The organism is Viridibacillus sp. NPDC093762, from assembly GCF_050279675.1.
In the GTDB taxonomy this organism is placed as follows: domain Bacteria; phylum Bacillota; class Bacilli; order Bacillales_A; family Planococcaceae; genus Viridibacillus.
The window spans coordinates 239248-256500 of the sequence record NZ_JBNNUK010000003.1 but is presented as its reverse complement, the minus strand read 5'-3'; the positions used below and the strand labels follow the sequence as shown (position 1 = coordinate 256500).

Sequence of the window (17253 nt, the reverse complement as noted above, 5' to 3'; positions counted from 1 at the left end):
TGAACTATAAAAAATTTGTATAAATAACATAAAAAGCCATTATTTCGAGTGAAATCGAAATAATGGCTTTAATAATGAAATAAAAGAATTAAAAATTGGAGCTAGTTTGTAAATTGAGCAGCACTCATACCAGCAATTCGCCCAGTTACAAGTGCAGAAGTAATATTGTATCCGCCTGTATAACCATGAACATCTAAAATTTCACCACAGAAATAAAGGCCGAGTTTCTTTTTAGAAGCCATTGTTTTAGGCTCAATCTCTTTTACTGAAACGCCGCCGCCAGTTACGAAAGCTTTTTCTAATGGTTGTGTACCATTCACAGTCATTTCAAATGCGACCAATTCTTTTGCAAATAAACGTGTTTTCTCTGCAGCAAGGTCAGCACCGATAGATTGTGCGTCAAGGCCAGCACGCTCTAGTAGGAATAATAGCCAGCGCTCAAGTACAATACCTTTCCACACGTTTTTTAATGCTTTTTTCGGCTCATCTTTTGCCAGTTTAAAGAGCATTTGGAATGCAGATTCTTCGTTGTAATCCATTAATGATTGAATGCGAATAGTAACTGGGTTACCACCGTTTTTCTTCATTTCTTTTACGACGAATTGGCTACAGCGTAAAATGGCAGGTCCACTTAAACCGAAGTGAGTAAAAAGCATGTCCATTTGATGTGTTACTAAAGGTTTGCTTTTTTTGTTTAGCACGGAAACAGCTACATCACGTAATGCTAATCCTTGTAGTTCGCGAAGGCGGATGAAGTTTTCGTTTGAAAGTAGAGGAACTTCTGTTGGATAGAGATCTGTTACAGTATGACCGGCCTTCTCAGCCCAAGGATAGCCATCTCCTGTCGAACCTGTTTGTGGTACAGCTTTACCACCAACTGCTACTACGACTGCATTTGAAAGTATTTCTTCACCATTTGCTAAGCGTACGCCTAGAATTTTGTTCTCATCCATTAATAATTTACTAACGGTTGTACTTATTCGAACATCTACTTTTAAGCGATGTAATTCGTTAATCATAGCATCTACAACGTCTTGCGCACGATTGGAGACAGGGAACATACGCCCATGATCTTCTTCTTTTAGAGCGACGCCTAAGCCTTCAAAAAAGGCAATGATATCTTCGTTGTTATAAACAGTAAACGGGCTGTATAAGAATCGACCATTTCCTGGAATATGTTTGACGATTTCTTCAACAGGTAGGCGATTTGTGACATTACAGCGACCGCCTCCTGAGATAGCTAATTTCTTACCTAATTTTGTTCCTTTTTCAAGCAGTAATACTTTCTTTCTTTCAGTGCCAGCAGCGATTGCGGCCATTAGGCCAGAGGGACCCCCACCGATTATTATGACGTCATACATATATGTGAACTCACTTTCTTTTTTTATTTATTATACATGATTTACATAAACTATTTGAGTAATTGTTCTTTGAGTTGTAAACTATCATTTAGGTTCATTAGATTTACGAAGAATGGAAGGGTTGTATGTCATCATTAATGAAAAGCACTGCCATTTTGACCATTGGCATGTTTTTATCGAAAGTACTTGGCCTCGTTTACGTATTCCCGTTTTACGCCATCATAGGGCAAGAAAATGTTGCGTTATATTCGTATGCCTACATTCCATATACAATAATGCTGTCGGTGGCGATTTCAGGCGCGCCAATTGCAGTTTCAAAATTTGTATCGAAATACAATAGTATAGGTGATTATGAGTCAGGGCGAAAACTTGTGAAGTCTGGTTTACTTATCATGACAATCACTGGTTTTTTATCATTTTTAATTCTTTTTTTATTAGCAACGCCGATTGCACATTTAGTTATTAAAGATGAAGAGCAAATTTTTTCTGTTGCTCAAATAGCATCAGTTATTCGCTGGGTTAGTTTCGCGCTTATTGTCGTACCTTTTATGAGTTTAGTTCGTGGTTTTTTCCAAGGTTATGACCATATGAAACCAACTGCTATTTCACAATTGATTGAGCAAATTGTGCGTATTATTGCGCTACTAATAGGTTCATTTTTAATAGTGAAAGTATTTGGAGGATTAGCAGAGACAGCTATTTCATTTGCGGTGTTTTCTGCATTTATCGGAGCACTTGGGGGACTATTGGTTCTCTATTATTATTGGAAACGATTAAAACCGGAGTTTGATTTGAAGCTTTCTCAAAGTGTTTCTTCTGGTAAGTTATCGTATAAAGAAATTTATTCCGAAGTCATTCGTTATTCCATTCCATTTGTATTTGTTGGGGTGGCAAACCCACTATTCCAGTTAGTTGATATGCTAACATTTAATACAGCTATGGCGAACATTGGTTTATCGAGTGTAACGGATTTATATTTAAGTATGCTGAATTTTACAACTCATAAAATTGTTATTATTCCAGTCATGCTTGCAACAGGTTTTTCGATGGCTTTAGTACCAACAATTACAAAGTATTTTACAAGCGGAGAGCATACACAACTTATTCATGCGATGGATAAAACGTATCAAATTTTATTATTTGTCACTTTACCAGCTGTAGTTGGAATCTCAATACTGTCTAAAGATATTTATCATTTGTTATATTCAAATGATGCAATGGGTGCGAGTATTTTAGCAGCATACGCACCAGTAGCGATTTTATTTGCTTTTTTCCAAGTGACAGCAGCCTTATTACAAGGAATCGATTATCAAAAGTGGATTGTTTTTAGTTTATTAACAGGGATTTTAGTAAAACTTACCGTCAACATACCACTGATTGAAGCTTTTCAAACAAAAGGTGCAATCATAGCGACAGCGATGGGCTATACTGTATCGATCGTCATTAATATGGTCGTACTGAAAAAAGCGTTAAATTACAGATCATTTGTTGTTATTAGACGTTCAATTTTGATAACTATTTTAACTGCCATAATGGCAGCTATTGTTATCATCGTCCATAAATTATTATTGTTAATGGGTGTGGCAGAAACAAAATGGCAAGCACTACTATACTTAACGATTTGTGCAACTGTAGGAGTCGTTGTATACGGATATTGTTCTCTACGAGTTGGCTTAGCCCAAAAATTATTAGGAGAACGAATTACAAGAATTTCACGCAAGCTTGGCATGTAGGAGGAAAAAATGCGCTTAGATAAATTATTATCCAATATGGGCTACGGTTCGCGTAAAGAAATCAAACAGTTACTGAAGATGAAAGCAGTAACTGTTGACGGCGAAGTAGCAAAAGATGTATCAAAACATGTAGATCCTGTAAAACAAAATGTGTCAGTATTAGGAGAGCGTGTGCATTATCAAGAATTTATTTATTTAATGATGCACAAGCCACCGGGTGTAATTTCAGCAACAGAAGATTTGCATGATCAGACAGTTATCGATCTACTAGACCCTTTTCATGCACATTTTGAACCGTTCCCTGTAGGACGTTTAGATAAAGATACAGAAGGTTTACTGTTGATCACAAATGACGGTGGATTGACACATAACTTATTGTCACCGAAAAAGCATGTTCCGAAAGTGTATTATGCGCAAATTGATGGTGAAGTAACAGATGCGGATATTGAAGCATTTTCTAGAGGTGTCATGCTAGAAGATGGCTATATGACAAAACCTGGTGAGCTAGTTATTTTAAATGCTGGTCCTACTTCTGAAATTGAATTGACGATTTCAGAAGGAAAATTCCATCAGGTGAAGCGTATGTTTGAGTCGGTTGGGAAAAAGGTGACGTATTTAAAACGTCTTTCAATGGGGTCATTAAAATTAGATGAACAATTAGAACTTGGTGAATACCGCGAGTTAACTGAAGAAGAATTAAATAGCTTAAAATCTTAAAACAAAAAGAATGACCAAGCGACGCAGCATGGTCATTCTTTTTTACATGTAATAAATTTAATAGTGATTTTGAAAAGACGTTTTTGCAATCAGCATGATAAATCTAAATAAAGGCAAATGTTAACGTCTTATTCAACGAAAAGCGTGAGATCTAACTCATCGAATGGTTCTATGATGTCATTTTCACTTTTTTACGCGTCGTTGTCCAGTTACCTCGACTTGGGCTTTCTACCAAGTCATTAAAGGCTAACACATTCAAATCTCTTTGAATGGTGCGAGGAGTAATACCGAATTCATCGACTAAATCTTGTGTAGTTACAGTCCCATTGCTAAGAATGTACATATACACATCTTTAATACGATTGAGCATCCGATCAGTAGTTGGTTTCAAAGTTGAACCACTCCTTCATCTTAATTCTCATGGCAAAGACTAGCGGACGATAATATATGCGATGTATTTCAGGCTTTTTTTCTTTTGCCTTAGACATCCCCTTCTTTTAGTTGATCGTCAGAATATGATTGTCTGACAATTCGATTATAACGAAAAATCTTATACTTTTCCAACGTTTTGTTTGTATTTACAAAGTTGTAACAGTATGTTCATAGTCATTCACGAATTATTTAATGGGTTAACTGGAAGAATGTTCGTGTATTTCCTAACTCTATGTTATTTCTATCTTCGAAGTAAGGAACAGTGTAAAATAGATTTATGAAAAGTGTAAGGAGGAACGAATTTGAATTGGTTAATACAAGCTCAAGAAAGACAAGACGAATTGATTAAAGAATTGCAAGAATTAGTGCAAATTGAAAGTGTTTTAGATGAAACAACAATTACGGCAGAAGCACCTTTTGGTGAAGGACCATTAAAAGCGATGAATTGGTTATTACAAAAAGGTGAAGAGCAGGGGTTATCGACAAAGAATATCGATAATATGGCAGGGCATATTGAAATGGGGCAAGGTGAAGAGCTAGTTGGAATCCTTTGTCATGTTGATGTAGTACCTGCAGGGAGTGATTGGCAACATCCTCCGTTTGGTGGTGTTGTCGAGGATGGCAAATTATTTGGACGAGGGGCAATTGATGACAAAGGTCCAACAATGGCTGCTTGGCTCGCTATGAAAATGGTGAAGGATTCAGGGGTTCAACTAGATCGTCGAGTACGTTTAATTATCGGTTCTGATGAAGAAACTGGATTCCGTTGTGTAACTCGCTATTTTGAGAAAGAAGAAATGCCAACTTTAGGATTTGCCCCAGATGCTGATTTTCCAATTATTAATGCTGAAAAAGGAATAGCTGTATTAGTATTTAGCCAACAGCAAAAAACAGCTGAAAACGAACAATTAATTTCTTTCAAAGCAGGTCATCGTACGAATATGGTGCCTGATAATGCAAAAGCCGAAATTCAAAATGTATCTGCTGATTTTGAAGAAGCATTTCAAGCATATTTGCAACAAGAGAGCTTACAAGGTGCGATTGAAAAGGTATCTGATGTAATTATTGTTTCTATTAAGGGGAAATCTGCTCACGCAATGGAGCCAAATGCGGGTGTGAATGCAGCAGTAAAACTAGCAGCATTCTTGAATACACAATTAACAACTTTAGGTTCAAAAGAATTTGTACAGTTCTTAGTAACTGCTTTTGGTGAAGAAACGCGTGGGCATGCTTTAGGACTAGATTTCAATGATGATATGTCTGGCGATACTACTCTTAATGCAGGGGTAATTTCATTCGAAGCGGGGAAAGGTGGAGAAGTGCAAGTAAGTATGCGCTATTCTGTCACATATCCATATGATGAAAAAATAACTGCGGCTCAACAACAGCTTGCTAAAAATGGATTTACGTTAGATATAGCAGAAAACTCAGCTCCTCATTATGTAGATGAGAAAGAAGAGTTAATCCAAAAACTCATTAAAGTTTATGAGCGTAATACTGGGGAAAAAGCCGAGCTATTATCAATTGGTGGTGGTACTTACGCACGTGAATTAAAAACAGGTGTAGCTTTTGGTATGCTATTCCCAGGTGAGCCTGATATCGCGCACCAGGCAGATGAGTTTGTTGTAGTTGAAAACTTAGTGAAGGCTGCTGCTATTTATGCAGATGCCATTGTCGAACTCGCAACGAAATAAGATTTACCTTTTTTGAAATGTAAAAGTATAGTACACTAATTATTAACCCCCCTTCTAATATTTGGATGGGGGTTTGTTATATATTATACTCAACATAAAGGAGATTTTAGATCAATGCTTAATGTTAAGAGAATAAGTATTTTATTTGGAGCAACAGTTCTGTTTTTTAGTTTACTATTATACATATCTAAAGATGCAGTAAATGCAGCGGATCAGGAGGATAGGCCTGTATACACAGTTACTCCTTTATCAGATCCAATCAATGAAAATTATATGAACTATTCCACTTATACTAGTGAAACGATGCAATATTATATGTTACGTTCATATCTAGAAAAACTAGAAAGTACGGGTGGCGGAACACTGATTTTGAATGAAGGAACATATACAGTTACAAACGCACTTTTTGTACCATCTAATGTAACGATTGAATTTGAAGATGGTGTTAGAATAATTAAAGGAACAGATACGGGTTCTAGCATGAAACCAGCTAAATCCATATTCCAATTTGTGAGACCTTCTAAAGCAAAAGAAGATGATGCGTTTGGCAAATTTAAAGGGGAAAAGAATATTTCCTTAATCGGTCATGGTGAAGTAACTATCGATATGGATTATGATCTTGCTGCTATCTCCATTATTATGGGGCATAACCAAAACATAGTTGTAGATAATATTACGTTTTTAAATATGTACTCAGGACATTTTATTGAAATGGATGCTTCAAAAAACGTAGTTGTGAAAAACTGTACATTTGATGGCTCTAGAAACTATCTAGGCTATAATAAAGAAGCCATCAATATTGATACACCAGATGCAAAAACAAGTGGTTGGAGCCAAATTTGGAGTAAATTTGACGCTCAGCCAAATTTCAATGTAGTTATAGAAAACAATAAATTTAATCTACTTGACCGAGCAGTGGGAACACATAAGTATTCTGGTGGGAAATATCATGACCGCATTATTATTCGAAATAATGAAATTTCCAATACACGTTCAGATGCAATCCGTGTGATGAACTGGTCAAACTCAGTTATTGAAAATAATACCATCACAAATGTAAATGAAGGTAATTTACGTGGTATTTTAGCAAGTGGTGCGGTAAATCCTACTTTCCAAAATAATGTGTTTACTAACGTAAGCCGTGCAATGCAATTTATTGTTTGGCAGAATAATGGACCAGGGGAAGAATATGAGACTATTTTCAATGATTTAAGTGAAGCGAATAAAAAAGCATTAGCTATGAACAATGGACATAACATGAAAGAAGATTTTATACGAATATCTAATGAAGAGTTTAAAAATTACTCAAAACCAGAAAAAGTATATTTAAAAAAATAATACCTCTAATTTAATTTTAACCCCTAAAAGTGCAATGAAGTATATTTATTCATTGCGCTTTTTTGATGATTGTGATAAAAATGAGGCAGATAACTAAGAGTAAAATATGTGTAGAAACGACTTGAGGAGATGCTTGAATGACAACAATGCTTTGGAATGACCGTTTGGTAAAAGAGGAAGAAATCAAACTTTCTATAGAAGACCGGGGCTATCAATTTGGTGATGGCGTCTATGAAGTTATTAAAATTTATAACGGCTCAATGTTCACAGTAATTGAGCATATTGACCGTTTTTATGAAAGTGCTGAAAAAATTAATATAGTGATTCCGTATACAAAAGATGTTCTCCATAAAATGGTATATGATTTGATTGAAGCTAACGAAATTGTTAATGGCTATGTCTATTTTCAAATTACTCGTGGTTCTTCACCTCGTGCTCATGCATTCCCGACACCTACGCCTGAACCAGTCTTCATCGCTTATACAATGAAAGGTGAGCGTTCAATTGAAAAGTATGAAAAAGGTGTAAAAGCTAAATTTGTAGAAGATATTCGCTGGTTACGTTGCGATATTAAAAGTTTAAACTTACTTGGTAATGTGTTAGCAAAAGAAGCTGCACAACAAGCAGGTTGCTATGAAGCAATCCAACATCGTGGCGAAATTGTAACTGAAGGTTCTTCTTCAAATATGTATGGTATAAAAGATGGTGTACTCTATACACATCCAACTAACAATTTAATCTTAAATGGGATTACAAGAAGAGTGATAATGTCCCTTTGTGAAGAAATAGGTTTATCTGTTACAGAAGAAGCATTCACAACAGAGCAAGCATTAGACATGGATGAATTCTTTATGTCATCAACAAGTTCTGAAATTACGCCTATTATTCAAATTGATGACAATATAATTGCCAATGGGAAACCAGGTGAATGGACTAGAAAATTACAAGCTGCTTTTGATGCACGTGTACAGCGGTTAGGGTCCTTATAATTTTACAAAATATAGAGATAGAGTGGGCGAAATCAACGCCTTCTCTATTTTTTTTTCTTTACGTCATGTAGAATGGATAGATAAAACAGTAAAAATAATCCTGCTTTTGAACGAATTTATCTTAGAAGGGAAGCTTATAATGGCGCAATTAGTTAAGCTACAAGATTACATTTCACGCTATCAAATTGATTTAAAACGCTATCCGTCTCAATTTGTACGATTAAAACAGATTCAATGGGAACGTATGAAAAAGGAATGGGAAACTGGTGCTGAAATAGAGCAATGGGAGCATGAGTCTGAAGAATTAGAAAAAAAACAACGTAATCTGTTTTTTAAGAAGCTATTCCCTTTCTCTCTTAAAAAGAAAGATGAAGCTTTTATGCAAGAGGAGTTTGTACAAAATGACGAATTACAAGATGAAGCTAGTCTAAGTCATGGCGTAACAGATGAGGAAGACATACCAGAGGAAATTATGACTTTGGATTTTGAACCAAATATTCTTTATCGACCACAAACTGCTGAAGAATTAAAGCGAATGTATATTGATCAGCTATTTCAATTTCAATTAAAGTGGGCTAGTTCAACTTTAAGAGAAAAATCATATGTTGAGCCAAGATATCAACGTGATTCGTTATTACGATCAATGACTCAAAACCTTCCAGATAGTTATTTGTTATTCTACAATCCGATTCTACAATTGAAGAAAGCACCTATTGAGATGGGGATTATATTATTAACACCAACAAATTGTCTTTGTATTCAAGTTCTTGAAGAGGAAGAACGAGCTTCATTTATCGGAAGCGGGGATCGCTTTTGGTTGAAAAAAGTAGGTACAACAGACAAAAAAGTGTTAAGTCCATTGATTAGTTTAAATCGTATGGAATCTATATTGAAACAATTGTTTACAAATGATGAAATTGATATACCAATCCATAAAATTGTCTTGTCACGTAATGGCTATATCGACTATCCAGGTTCGGCATATGGTATTCAGTTTATCGATAAACGCAAATTTCCAGAATGGTTTTCCCATTTAAAAAAGAACCCATCTCCCATGAAGCATATGCAGTTTAAAGCTGCACAGTCGATATTAAATACAGTACAAACAACATCATTCCATCGTACGAATTGGGATAGAAAGATTGAGGAAAAGGATATGAATCAGTGAAAGTTGTTTTTATTATGAATGAAAAAGCGGGAAATGGTACTGCTAAGAGGAAATGGAGACAACTAGAAAAGTCATTGCAAATCCCGTATCAAATAGAGTTTACAGCTTACCCGGGTCATGCAACCGAGATTGCAAAACGATACGCTAATTCAGCGATAGTGCAATCAGAAAAGTATTTATTGATAGCGATTGGTGGAGATGGAACAGTTCATGAAGTTGTACAAGGCATTTTAGAAAATGAAGAAGTACGTATTGGAGCAATTGGAGCAGGTTCTGGAAATGACTTTGGAAGAGGATATGAAACATTTAAAACAGCTGCAGAAATAAAAATGTATGTTGAGCAACATAGTGATGGTCAGTTAATGGATATCGGTACTATGGAAAGAAATGGCGATACATATTATTTTGTTAATAACGCAGGAATTGGCATCGATGCATATATAGCTAAAGAGGCGAATGAATCGAAGCTTAAACAATACTTTAATATACTTCGTTTAGGGAAACTGACATATATTTATTTTTTACTTAAGGCATTACTAAATTTTAAAACATTTTCGGCTAAAGTTGTACATAATGGAAAAGAAAAAATTTTTGACAATGTATGGCTAGTTGTAGCTAGTAATCAGCCATACTTTGGTGGTGGAATGAAAGTCTCGCCATATTCTATCCCAGATGATCACCATATCGAATTGACAATTGTTTATGAAATCTCTCCTTTAAAATTATTGTTTCTGTTTAGTACGGTCTTTTTGGGTAAACATACAGGATTAAAAGCAGTTCAGCAATATTCTGCTAAAGAATTCGAAGTAGAAATTCAAAACGAGGTTATGGCTCATACAGATGGAGAATTTGCTGGTAAGACTAAGGAATATGAGTCGATTCACTTTGGCGTAAACCATCAAGCTTGGCGATTGGCAAGAAAGTCTTCTTGACGAATGGAAAGCTTTCTTTAATAATGAGAAGTTGAACAGTAGAAATAACAGAAATGAGGAAAACAATTGAGACTTCGACATAAACCATGGGCTGAAGAATTTATCGCTAGTCACCCAGACATCGTCGTTCCAAATCCTGAAGAACAAAAAGGTAAATGGAATGAAGTATTCCAAAACGACAATCCATTGCATATTGAAGTAGGAACAGGTAAAGGACAATTTATCACTGGTATGGCGATTGCTAATCCAGAGATTAACTATATCGGTATTGAGCTTTTTGACAGTGTAATCGTAAAGGCGGTTGAAAAAGTACAAGCTGCTGGTCAGCCATCTAATTTACGATTATTAAAAGTAAACGGTTCGGATTTAGAAAAGTTTTTTGAGAAAAACGATGTTGACCGTTTATACTTAAACTTCTCTGATCCATGGCCAAAAACACGTCATGCAAAAAGAAGATTAACACACTCTGGCTTCTTAAGTATTTATGAGAATATCTTACCTGATTTCGGTGAAGTACACTTCAAAACAGATAACCGTGGTCTATTTGAAAACTCTTTAGTGAGCATGTCACAATATGGCATGAAACTTGTTTATGTCTCTTTAGACTTACACAAAGAAATGCCTGAAGATAATATTATGACTGAATACGAAGAGAAATTCTCTGCTAAAGGTCAACCGATTTATCGCGTGGAGGCACAATTCCAATTACCAGAAGAGAAATAATGGATTTTGAAAATGCAGGAGCATATATAAAGCTTCTGCATTTTTTGTTTGTAAAAATGGAAAAGGATAGAAAAAAATAGAACAACTTTTTGGGGCATGTTACAATTTATATGAGGGAATATTCATTTTTATATAAAAATAGAAATGCTAGAACCTTAATTATTAACAAGGGGGACAAGGAAATGGATCAATTTATATTTCATGATATGACATTTACATGGCTCAAAGGGGGAACCACTTTTTTAGATGGCGGAGCAATGTTTGGGGTAGTGCCAAAGCCACTTTGGTCACGCAAGTATCCAGTTAATGAAAATAACCAAATTGAACTACCGACAGATCCAATTCTTATTCAATATCAAGGCAAGAATATGTTAGTCGATACGGGTGTTGGAAATAACAAGTTTACTGAAAAGCAGTTACGAAATTTCGGTGTGACAGAGGAATCATTTATCGATGATAGCTTAGTTGAAATGGGATTACTATCTGAAGACATCGATTATATACTTATGACACATTTACATTTTGACCATGCTTGTGGCTTAACAAAATGGGAACAGGACAAGCTAGTACCAACTTTCCCGAATGCTAAAATCTTTGTATCACAAGTTGAATGGGATGAAATGCGCGAACCAAATATTCGTTCAGCAAATACGTATTGGAAAGAAAATTGGGAGCCAGTGCAACATTTAGTAGCACCTTTTACAGATAAGTTAGAGGTATTACCTGGGGTTGAAATGATTCATACAGGTGGCCATAGTAATGGGCACAGTATTATCAAGCTAACGCAAAATGGTGAGACTATTCTACATATGGCGGACATTATGCCAACACATGCTCACCAAAATCCTCTATGGGTACTTGCGTACGATGACTATCCAATGACATCAGTTTTCGCGAAAGAAAAGTTAATGAAGGAAGCATTAGAAAAAGGCTATTGGTTTAGCTTCTATCATGATGCACACTATCGCCTCATTAAATGGAATGAGACAGGTAAAGAAGTCATTGGAGAATTGAAGCGTACAAGAGAAGAGAGGAAAGAAGAGACTGTCTCTAAAGGATAATTCTTTTCCTTCTCATTATAGTAGGTATCTCTGAGTTGAAAGGTTGGCTCATGAGATACCTTTTTTATATGAAATAGGAGAGTGGTCAACTACGGAAGAGAAAATTACGTTTGTATTTTATAGGTTTAAGGATAAAAAAAACTCCTCTATACGAGGAGTTTTAGAAGAATGTAAGGATTAAACGCGTACTAAGTCAATAATCGAGCCTGTTTTCGCATCAGCAGCGAATTCGAAACTTTGCGTTTCTCCATTATGAACGCGAGAAATACCGCCTTTATACACAGGGATTTCGATGTTTTCTTTTTTGAAAACTTCTGGTTCCATGAAAATCCATGACCCATCGATAGGACCTTCTTGTTTAAATAAGTTTTTAATGTCAGACAATACTGAATTAGCTGGTTTGTTTGGATAAATTTTTTCGCTAGCTTCTTTAATTACATAAGCAGCAGCAAGTCCTGTTGCAACACCAAGTAGGAAATCACGTAATTTCATAGATCATTGCCTCCCTAAATTTCATATGAAGCTAGTGTACCACATCCATTATATGGAGTGAAAATGTGAGGGTAGCACTTTTGGGAATACTATTTCAAATTGCGGAATGTTTTATACATGGAGGTCACACTGTTAGCTAAACGAGCGCCCTTCAAATTTCGGTATGGCTAGTTGCAGGCGCTAGCTACTTTCGGCATTTCGGTCGGTCGCTCAAAGTCAAAAAGCGACTTTGGCTTCCGCCCTCCAACGCGAAGTGTAGCTAAACGAGCGCCTTCCACATTTCGGTTGCCGAAATAAAGTGCTAGTATTAAAAGCAGTTTTTGGATAAAATAAAAGATATAGTGGCTTATAAAAGGAGGCTTTTCAATTGAATCAAGAAACTTTAGATATGTTTAAAACATTAACTGAATTACCAGGGGCGCCGGGTGATGAACGTGCCGTACGCGCTTTTATGCGACAAGAGTTATCTAAGTATGCTGATGAGATTGTGCAAGACAATTTAGGTGGCATTTTCGGATTAAAAAAGGGTGACGAAAATGGTCCACGCATTCTAGTTGCAGGTCATATGGATGAAGTTGCTTTTATGGTAACTTCAATTACTGAAAATGGTATGCTTCGTTTCCAACCTCTAGGTGGATGGTGGAATCAAGTAATGCTTGCACAACGTGTTGAAGTATATGCGGCAAATGGTGCAATCCCAGGGGTTATTGCTTCTGTTCCAAAACATTTATTAACACCAGAAATGCAGTCAAAACCAATGGAAATTAGTAATATGTTAATTGATGTAGGTGCTGACGATAAAGCAGATGCAGAAAAGATGGGCATCATTCCAGGACAATCAATTATTCCGGTTTGTCCATTTACACCGATGGCAAACCCGAAAAAAATTATGGCAAAAGCATGGGATAATCGTTATGGCTGTGGGCTAGCGATTGAATTATTAAAAGAACTAAAAGAAGAAAAACTACCGAATACATTATATTCAGGTGCAAATGTAATGGAAGAGGTTGGATTACGCGGGGCTAAAGTGTCAGCTAATTTGATTAAACCTGATCTTTTCTTTGCATTAGATGCCAGCCCAGCTAATGATACTTCAGGTGATAAAACACAATTCGGTCAACTAGGTAAAGGTCCTTTACTTCGTATTTTAGACCGCACAATGATTACTCATAGAGGAATGCGTGAATACATTCTAGATACAGCTGAATCTAATAATATTCCATATCAATATTTCGTGTCACCAGGTGGCACAGATGCAGGAAATGTACATATTTCTAATGATGGTGTACCAAGTTCTGTTATCGGTATTTGTTCACGTTATATTCATACACATGCTTCAATTATTCATACGGATGATTTAGATGCAGCGAAGGAATTGATTGTGAAGCTGGTCAAAAATGCAGACCGTACAACGTTAGAAACAATCCGTGCAAACGGCTAATTTGTTATACTATTAAGGGGGTTCCGACATGGGCCCTCTTTTTCTGTACATAAATAAATAACTGAAGGAGTATGAAAATGCTAATAGCAATTGGAACAAAAAATAAAGCTAAGACAGGTGCTGTAGAAGCAGTTGTAAAACAATTTATAAATGAAGAATTAGCATTTCAACATTTTGAAGTTGCATCAGGCGTATCCGCACAACCGATGACAGATGATGAAACAAGAGAAGGCGCAATTAATCGTGCAAAAAATACGCGTAATGTATCCAATGCAGATTTTTCATTTGGATTAGAGGGTGGAGTAAAAGAAATTGATGGGCTTATGTATGTTTGCAATTGGGGAGCTCTTGTCTTAAAACACGGACATGTCATTACGGCTGCAGGGGCTCAGATTCCATTGCCAGAAACAATTGCAAAAGCTGTGAAAAGTGGTAGAGAGCTGGGTCCTGTGATGGATGAATATACTCAACAAAACGATATACGACAACATTCTGGAGCAATTGGTATTTTCACTCAGGATTTAATTGATCGAAAAGAAATGTTTGAACATGTTATAAAATTGTTAATTGGGCAATACTTCTTCCAAAAAGCATGACTTTTCCCTCTATATTAGCAGTTTAGTGGGAAGAGCACTAAAGTTGCATGGACTCTATAACATCTTTAAAATAGAATGGAGTTCAAGCAAGGATGGAGGATGGCATGTCACGATATACTATTGTAATGTTACTAATCATTTCTGTACTAGCAAGTCTGGCAGGTTGCGGACAAACTATTGAAGAACAGATGGATCAGGGAATGGAAAATGCCAAAAGTGTATTTAACGCCAAACCTGAGAAAAGTACAGAGCAAGCCAATAAAATCAATTTCTATCTACCTTCAGAATTTACTATAGAAACTTCATCAGATGATACAAATATTATATTATCTAAAGATGAGAATGCATTTGTTCTATTTATTAATCCTAATGAAAGTAATGATAGTGAAAGATTTTATAAAGCTTTGAAAGCTGATAAAAAAGCTAATATAGTAAAAGAACAAACATTTAAAAAGAAGAACCGATTTGGCTTTGTAAGTGTTTTAAAGAAAGAAGACACACAATATGAAATCATTGTAAGTAGTGGTGGTGTTAAATTGACGACCATTACAAATGGTGAAAATATCGATGAACTAATAGAACAAATGATGCAAATTGTACGATCAGTGAAGATTACTAATAAGTGAGGTTAAGAACATGCAAAGTTTACAAACTATTGAACAATTTTCAGACTTAAAATCACAAGGGAAAACAGTCTTTCTATTTACAGCAGGTTGGTGTCCAGATTGTCATTTTATCGATCCTTTTATGCCGGAAATAGAAGAAAAATTCGAAGATATTCAATTTGTATCAGTTAATCGTGATGATTTTATTGATTTATGTGGAGACTTAAATATATTTGGTATACCTAGCTTCGTCGCATTCGAAAATGGTGGAGAAAGTAGTCGTTTTGTAAGTAAAGATCGTAAAACACAAATTGAAATTGAAGAGTTTTTAGAATCATTATAAGTCTTTGGAGATAGTGAAAGAAAAGCTGTCTGATACGGTTCACAAAAAAGTGAACCGTTTGTTTATGTGAAAATAAAGGGAGTTGAAGCAGTTGAAATCTAAAGAGCTAGTCAAAAAGCTACAAGAACGATTGAGTGATACTCACTTTGAATGGCAATTTGATGAAAAACACAACAAAGTAAGATTAGATCATAAAGGGCTAGGTAAAGGGATGGACATATCTTTACCAGGCATCCTTTCTAAATATGAAACGAAAAAGGAACTTGCAATTGATGAAGTGATTTACACAATTCAAGAGACATTTTCAGCAATGGAAAAAGAGCATGCAGAAGGATTTAAAAAACTTGATAATATTTTCCCAATCATTCGCTCTACATCCTTTCCGAAAAAATCAAAAGATGGCCATGCATTCGTAACAACTGATCACACAGCAGAAACACGTATTTACTATGCTCTGGATCTTGGCAATACGTATCGTCTAATCGATGTTGATATGTTGGACAAGCTAAATGTATCAGCAGAGCAAATAACAGAAGCTGCACGCTTTCAAATAAGAAAGCTGAATACGAAAGTTAAAAAAGACGTTGTAGCGGACAATGTTTTCTATTTTTTAAATGAAAATGATGGTTATGATGCAAGCCGTATTTTAAATGATGCCTTTTTAAAGGAAATGCGTGGTAAAATTGAAGGGGATATGACTGTGTCAGTACCACATCAAGATGTGCTAATCATAGGTGATATTCGTAATGAAGCAGGATATGATGTACTAGCACAAATGACTATGCATTTCTTTACTGTGGGTACTGTACCAATTACATCACTATCATTTATATATGAAGATGGCGATTTAGAACCAATCTTTATATTAGCTAAAAACAGAGTGAAAAAGGAGCAAGAGAAAAAATGATCATATCATACAACAAAGCTCATGTTGGGGACGTTTTACTAGTTCAATTATCGACAGAAGCAATCGTAAAAACTATTTTAGAAAAGCACGGAGATTTAGTTCTTTTAAAAGAAGAATCTACTGGCGAAGTAAAAGGGTTTAACCTTTTTAAAGCAAGTGAGTATATGCAAATTGAACAACAAGGCAACGTTGAAATTACGGAAGAGCTTGTAGCAGCAATTGATGCAGCTATCGCAAAAAATGGAGCAACATTAAATTTAGATGTTGACCTAACACCTAAATTTGTCGTGGGTCTTGTTGAGGAAAAAGAAAAACACCCAAATGCAGATAAATTAAATATTTGTAAAGTAAATGTTGGAGATGTAACATTACAAATCGTATGTGGTGCTCCAAACGTTGAAGCAGGTCAAAAAGTGGTTGTAGCTAAAGTGGGAGCAGTGATGCCTTCAGGTATGTTAATCAAAGATGCTGAGCTACGTGGCGTTCCTTCTTCTGGAATGATTTGTTCAGCTCGTGAATTAGCAATACCAAATGCTCCTCAAGTAAAAGGTATTTTAGTACTTGAGGATGATGCAGTTGCAGGTACACCTTTTCAAGCTTAAATAAAATATTGTTAAATCGACATACCGTATTATAGGTATGTCGATTTTTAATTTTGTAACAAAAAAGAAATAATTATATTAATATACGAAATGAATTTGAGGGAAATGGTAATTTTCTA

18 protein-coding genes are annotated in these 17253 nt (G+C 35.6%); 15 read left to right on the top strand and 3 right to left on the bottom strand.

Going from position 1 to position 17253, the window contains the following annotated elements; genetic code table 11:
* Nucleotides 1-101: 101 nt before the first annotated feature.
* On the bottom strand, nucleotides 102-1361 hold the full coding sequence (locus ACQKM9_RS06675) for an NAD(P)/FAD-dependent oxidoreductase (protein WP_427733606.1): 1260 nt from the start codon (nucleotides 1359-1361) through the stop codon (nucleotides 102-104).
* A gap of 125 nt (nucleotides 1362-1486) precedes the next feature.
* Here ACQKM9_RS06675 and ACQKM9_RS06670 point away from each other — a divergent pair, with 125 nt between their 5' ends.
* A complete protein-coding gene (locus tag ACQKM9_RS06670) occupies nucleotides 1487-3094 on the top strand; it encodes a putative polysaccharide biosynthesis protein (protein ID WP_427733605.1) in 1608 nt (535 codons plus the stop codon).
* A 9-nt stretch (nucleotides 3095-3103) separates the two neighbouring features.
* Complete coding sequence (locus ACQKM9_RS06665; protein ID WP_427733604.1) at nucleotides 3104-3811, top strand: pseudouridine synthase; 708 nt, start codon at nucleotides 3104-3106, stop codon at nucleotides 3809-3811.
* A gap of 169 nt (nucleotides 3812-3980) precedes the next feature.
* Here ACQKM9_RS06665 and ACQKM9_RS06660 read toward each other — a convergent pair whose 3' ends face one another.
* On the bottom strand, nucleotides 3981-4202 hold the full coding sequence (locus tag ACQKM9_RS06660) for a DeoR family transcriptional regulator (RefSeq protein ID WP_038187960.1): 222 nt from the start codon (nucleotides 4200-4202) through the stop codon (nucleotides 3981-3983).
* A gap of 343 nt (nucleotides 4203-4545) precedes the next feature.
* Between ACQKM9_RS06660 and pepV the strand changes: the two genes are divergently transcribed.
* From pepV to ACQKM9_RS06625, 7 genes are all read left to right on the top strand, one after another.
* The gene (gene pepV, locus ACQKM9_RS06655; protein WP_427733603.1) at nucleotides 4546-5937 is read left to right on the top strand and encodes a dipeptidase PepV; all 1392 of its coding nucleotides are present in this window, start codon (nucleotides 4546-4548) and stop codon (nucleotides 5935-5937) included.
* A gap of 114 nt (nucleotides 5938-6051) precedes the next feature.
* On the top strand, nucleotides 6052-7275 hold the full coding sequence (locus tag ACQKM9_RS06650; protein ID WP_427733602.1) for a right-handed parallel beta-helix repeat-containing protein: 1224 nt from the start codon (nucleotides 6052-6054) through the stop codon (nucleotides 7273-7275).
* Nucleotides 7276-7412: 137 nt separating this feature from the next.
* Complete coding sequence (gene dat, locus ACQKM9_RS06645) at nucleotides 7413-8264, top strand: D-amino-acid transaminase (RefSeq protein ID WP_427733601.1); 852 nt, start codon at nucleotides 7413-7415, stop codon at nucleotides 8262-8264.
* 139 nt (nucleotides 8265-8403) lie between these two features.
* A complete protein-coding gene (locus ACQKM9_RS06640) occupies nucleotides 8404-9432 on the top strand; it encodes a nuclease-related domain-containing protein (protein WP_427733600.1) in 1029 nt (342 codons plus the stop codon).
* Entirely contained in the window at nucleotides 9429-10364 is a 936-nt protein-coding gene (locus tag ACQKM9_RS06635; protein ID WP_427733599.1) for a diacylglycerol/lipid kinase family protein, read from the top strand. Before ACQKM9_RS06640 ends, ACQKM9_RS06635 begins: the two co-directional genes overlap by 4 nt.
* A gap of 66 nt (nucleotides 10365-10430) precedes the next feature.
* Nucleotides 10431-11087: a tRNA (guanosine(46)-N7)-methyltransferase TrmB gene (trmB, locus tag ACQKM9_RS06630; protein ID WP_427733598.1), complete on the top strand. Its 657-nt coding sequence runs from the start codon at nucleotides 10431-10433 to the stop codon at nucleotides 11085-11087.
* Between the two features lie 182 nt (nucleotides 11088-11269).
* Nucleotides 11270-12148, top strand: coding sequence for a YtnP family quorum-quenching lactonase (locus tag ACQKM9_RS06625; RefSeq protein ID WP_427733597.1), 879 nt, complete (start codon nucleotides 11270-11272; stop codon nucleotides 12146-12148).
* A gap of 177 nt (nucleotides 12149-12325) precedes the next feature.
* On the opposite strand, the gene ACQKM9_RS06620 is transcribed toward ACQKM9_RS06625, so the two are convergent.
* Nucleotides 12326-12640 carry a peptidase M4 gene (locus ACQKM9_RS06620; protein WP_038187927.1) on the bottom strand — a complete coding sequence of 105 codons (315 nt, stop codon included), beginning with the start codon at nucleotides 12638-12640 and terminating at the stop codon, nucleotides 12326-12328.
* A gap of 367 nt (nucleotides 12641-13007) precedes the next feature.
* On the opposite strand from ACQKM9_RS06620, the gene ACQKM9_RS06615 reads away from it, so the two are divergent.
* The 6 genes from ACQKM9_RS06615 to ytpR all read left to right on the top strand — a co-directional run bounded on the left by ACQKM9_RS06615 (nucleotide 13008) and on the right by ytpR (nucleotide 17134).
* On the top strand, nucleotides 13008-14081 hold the full coding sequence (locus ACQKM9_RS06615; RefSeq protein WP_427733596.1) for a M42 family metallopeptidase: 1074 nt from the start codon (nucleotides 13008-13010) through the stop codon (nucleotides 14079-14081).
* A gap of 77 nt (nucleotides 14082-14158) precedes the next feature.
* The gene (locus ACQKM9_RS06610; protein ID WP_427733595.1) at nucleotides 14159-14677 is read left to right on the top strand and encodes a DUF84 family protein; all 519 of its coding nucleotides are present in this window, start codon (nucleotides 14159-14161) and stop codon (nucleotides 14675-14677) included.
* Nucleotides 14678-14781: 104 nt separating this feature from the next.
* On the top strand, nucleotides 14782-15303 hold the full coding sequence (locus ACQKM9_RS06605; protein WP_427733594.1) for a hypothetical protein: 522 nt from the start codon (nucleotides 14782-14784) through the stop codon (nucleotides 15301-15303).
* Nucleotides 15304-15313: 10 nt separating this feature from the next.
* Entirely contained in the window at nucleotides 15314-15625 is a 312-nt protein-coding gene (locus ACQKM9_RS06600) for a thioredoxin family protein (protein WP_427733593.1), read from the top strand.
* Between the two features lie 91 nt (nucleotides 15626-15716).
* Nucleotides 15717-16532, top strand: coding sequence for a DUF1444 domain-containing protein (locus tag ACQKM9_RS06595; RefSeq protein WP_427733592.1), 816 nt, complete (start codon nucleotides 15717-15719; stop codon nucleotides 16530-16532).
* Nucleotides 16529-17134 carry a YtpR family tRNA-binding protein gene (ytpR, locus tag ACQKM9_RS06590; protein WP_427733591.1) on the top strand — a complete coding sequence of 202 codons (606 nt, stop codon included), beginning with the start codon at nucleotides 16529-16531 and terminating at the stop codon, nucleotides 17132-17134. Before ACQKM9_RS06595 ends, ytpR begins: the two co-directional genes overlap by 4 nt.
* Nucleotides 17135-17253 lie beyond the last annotated feature (119 nt).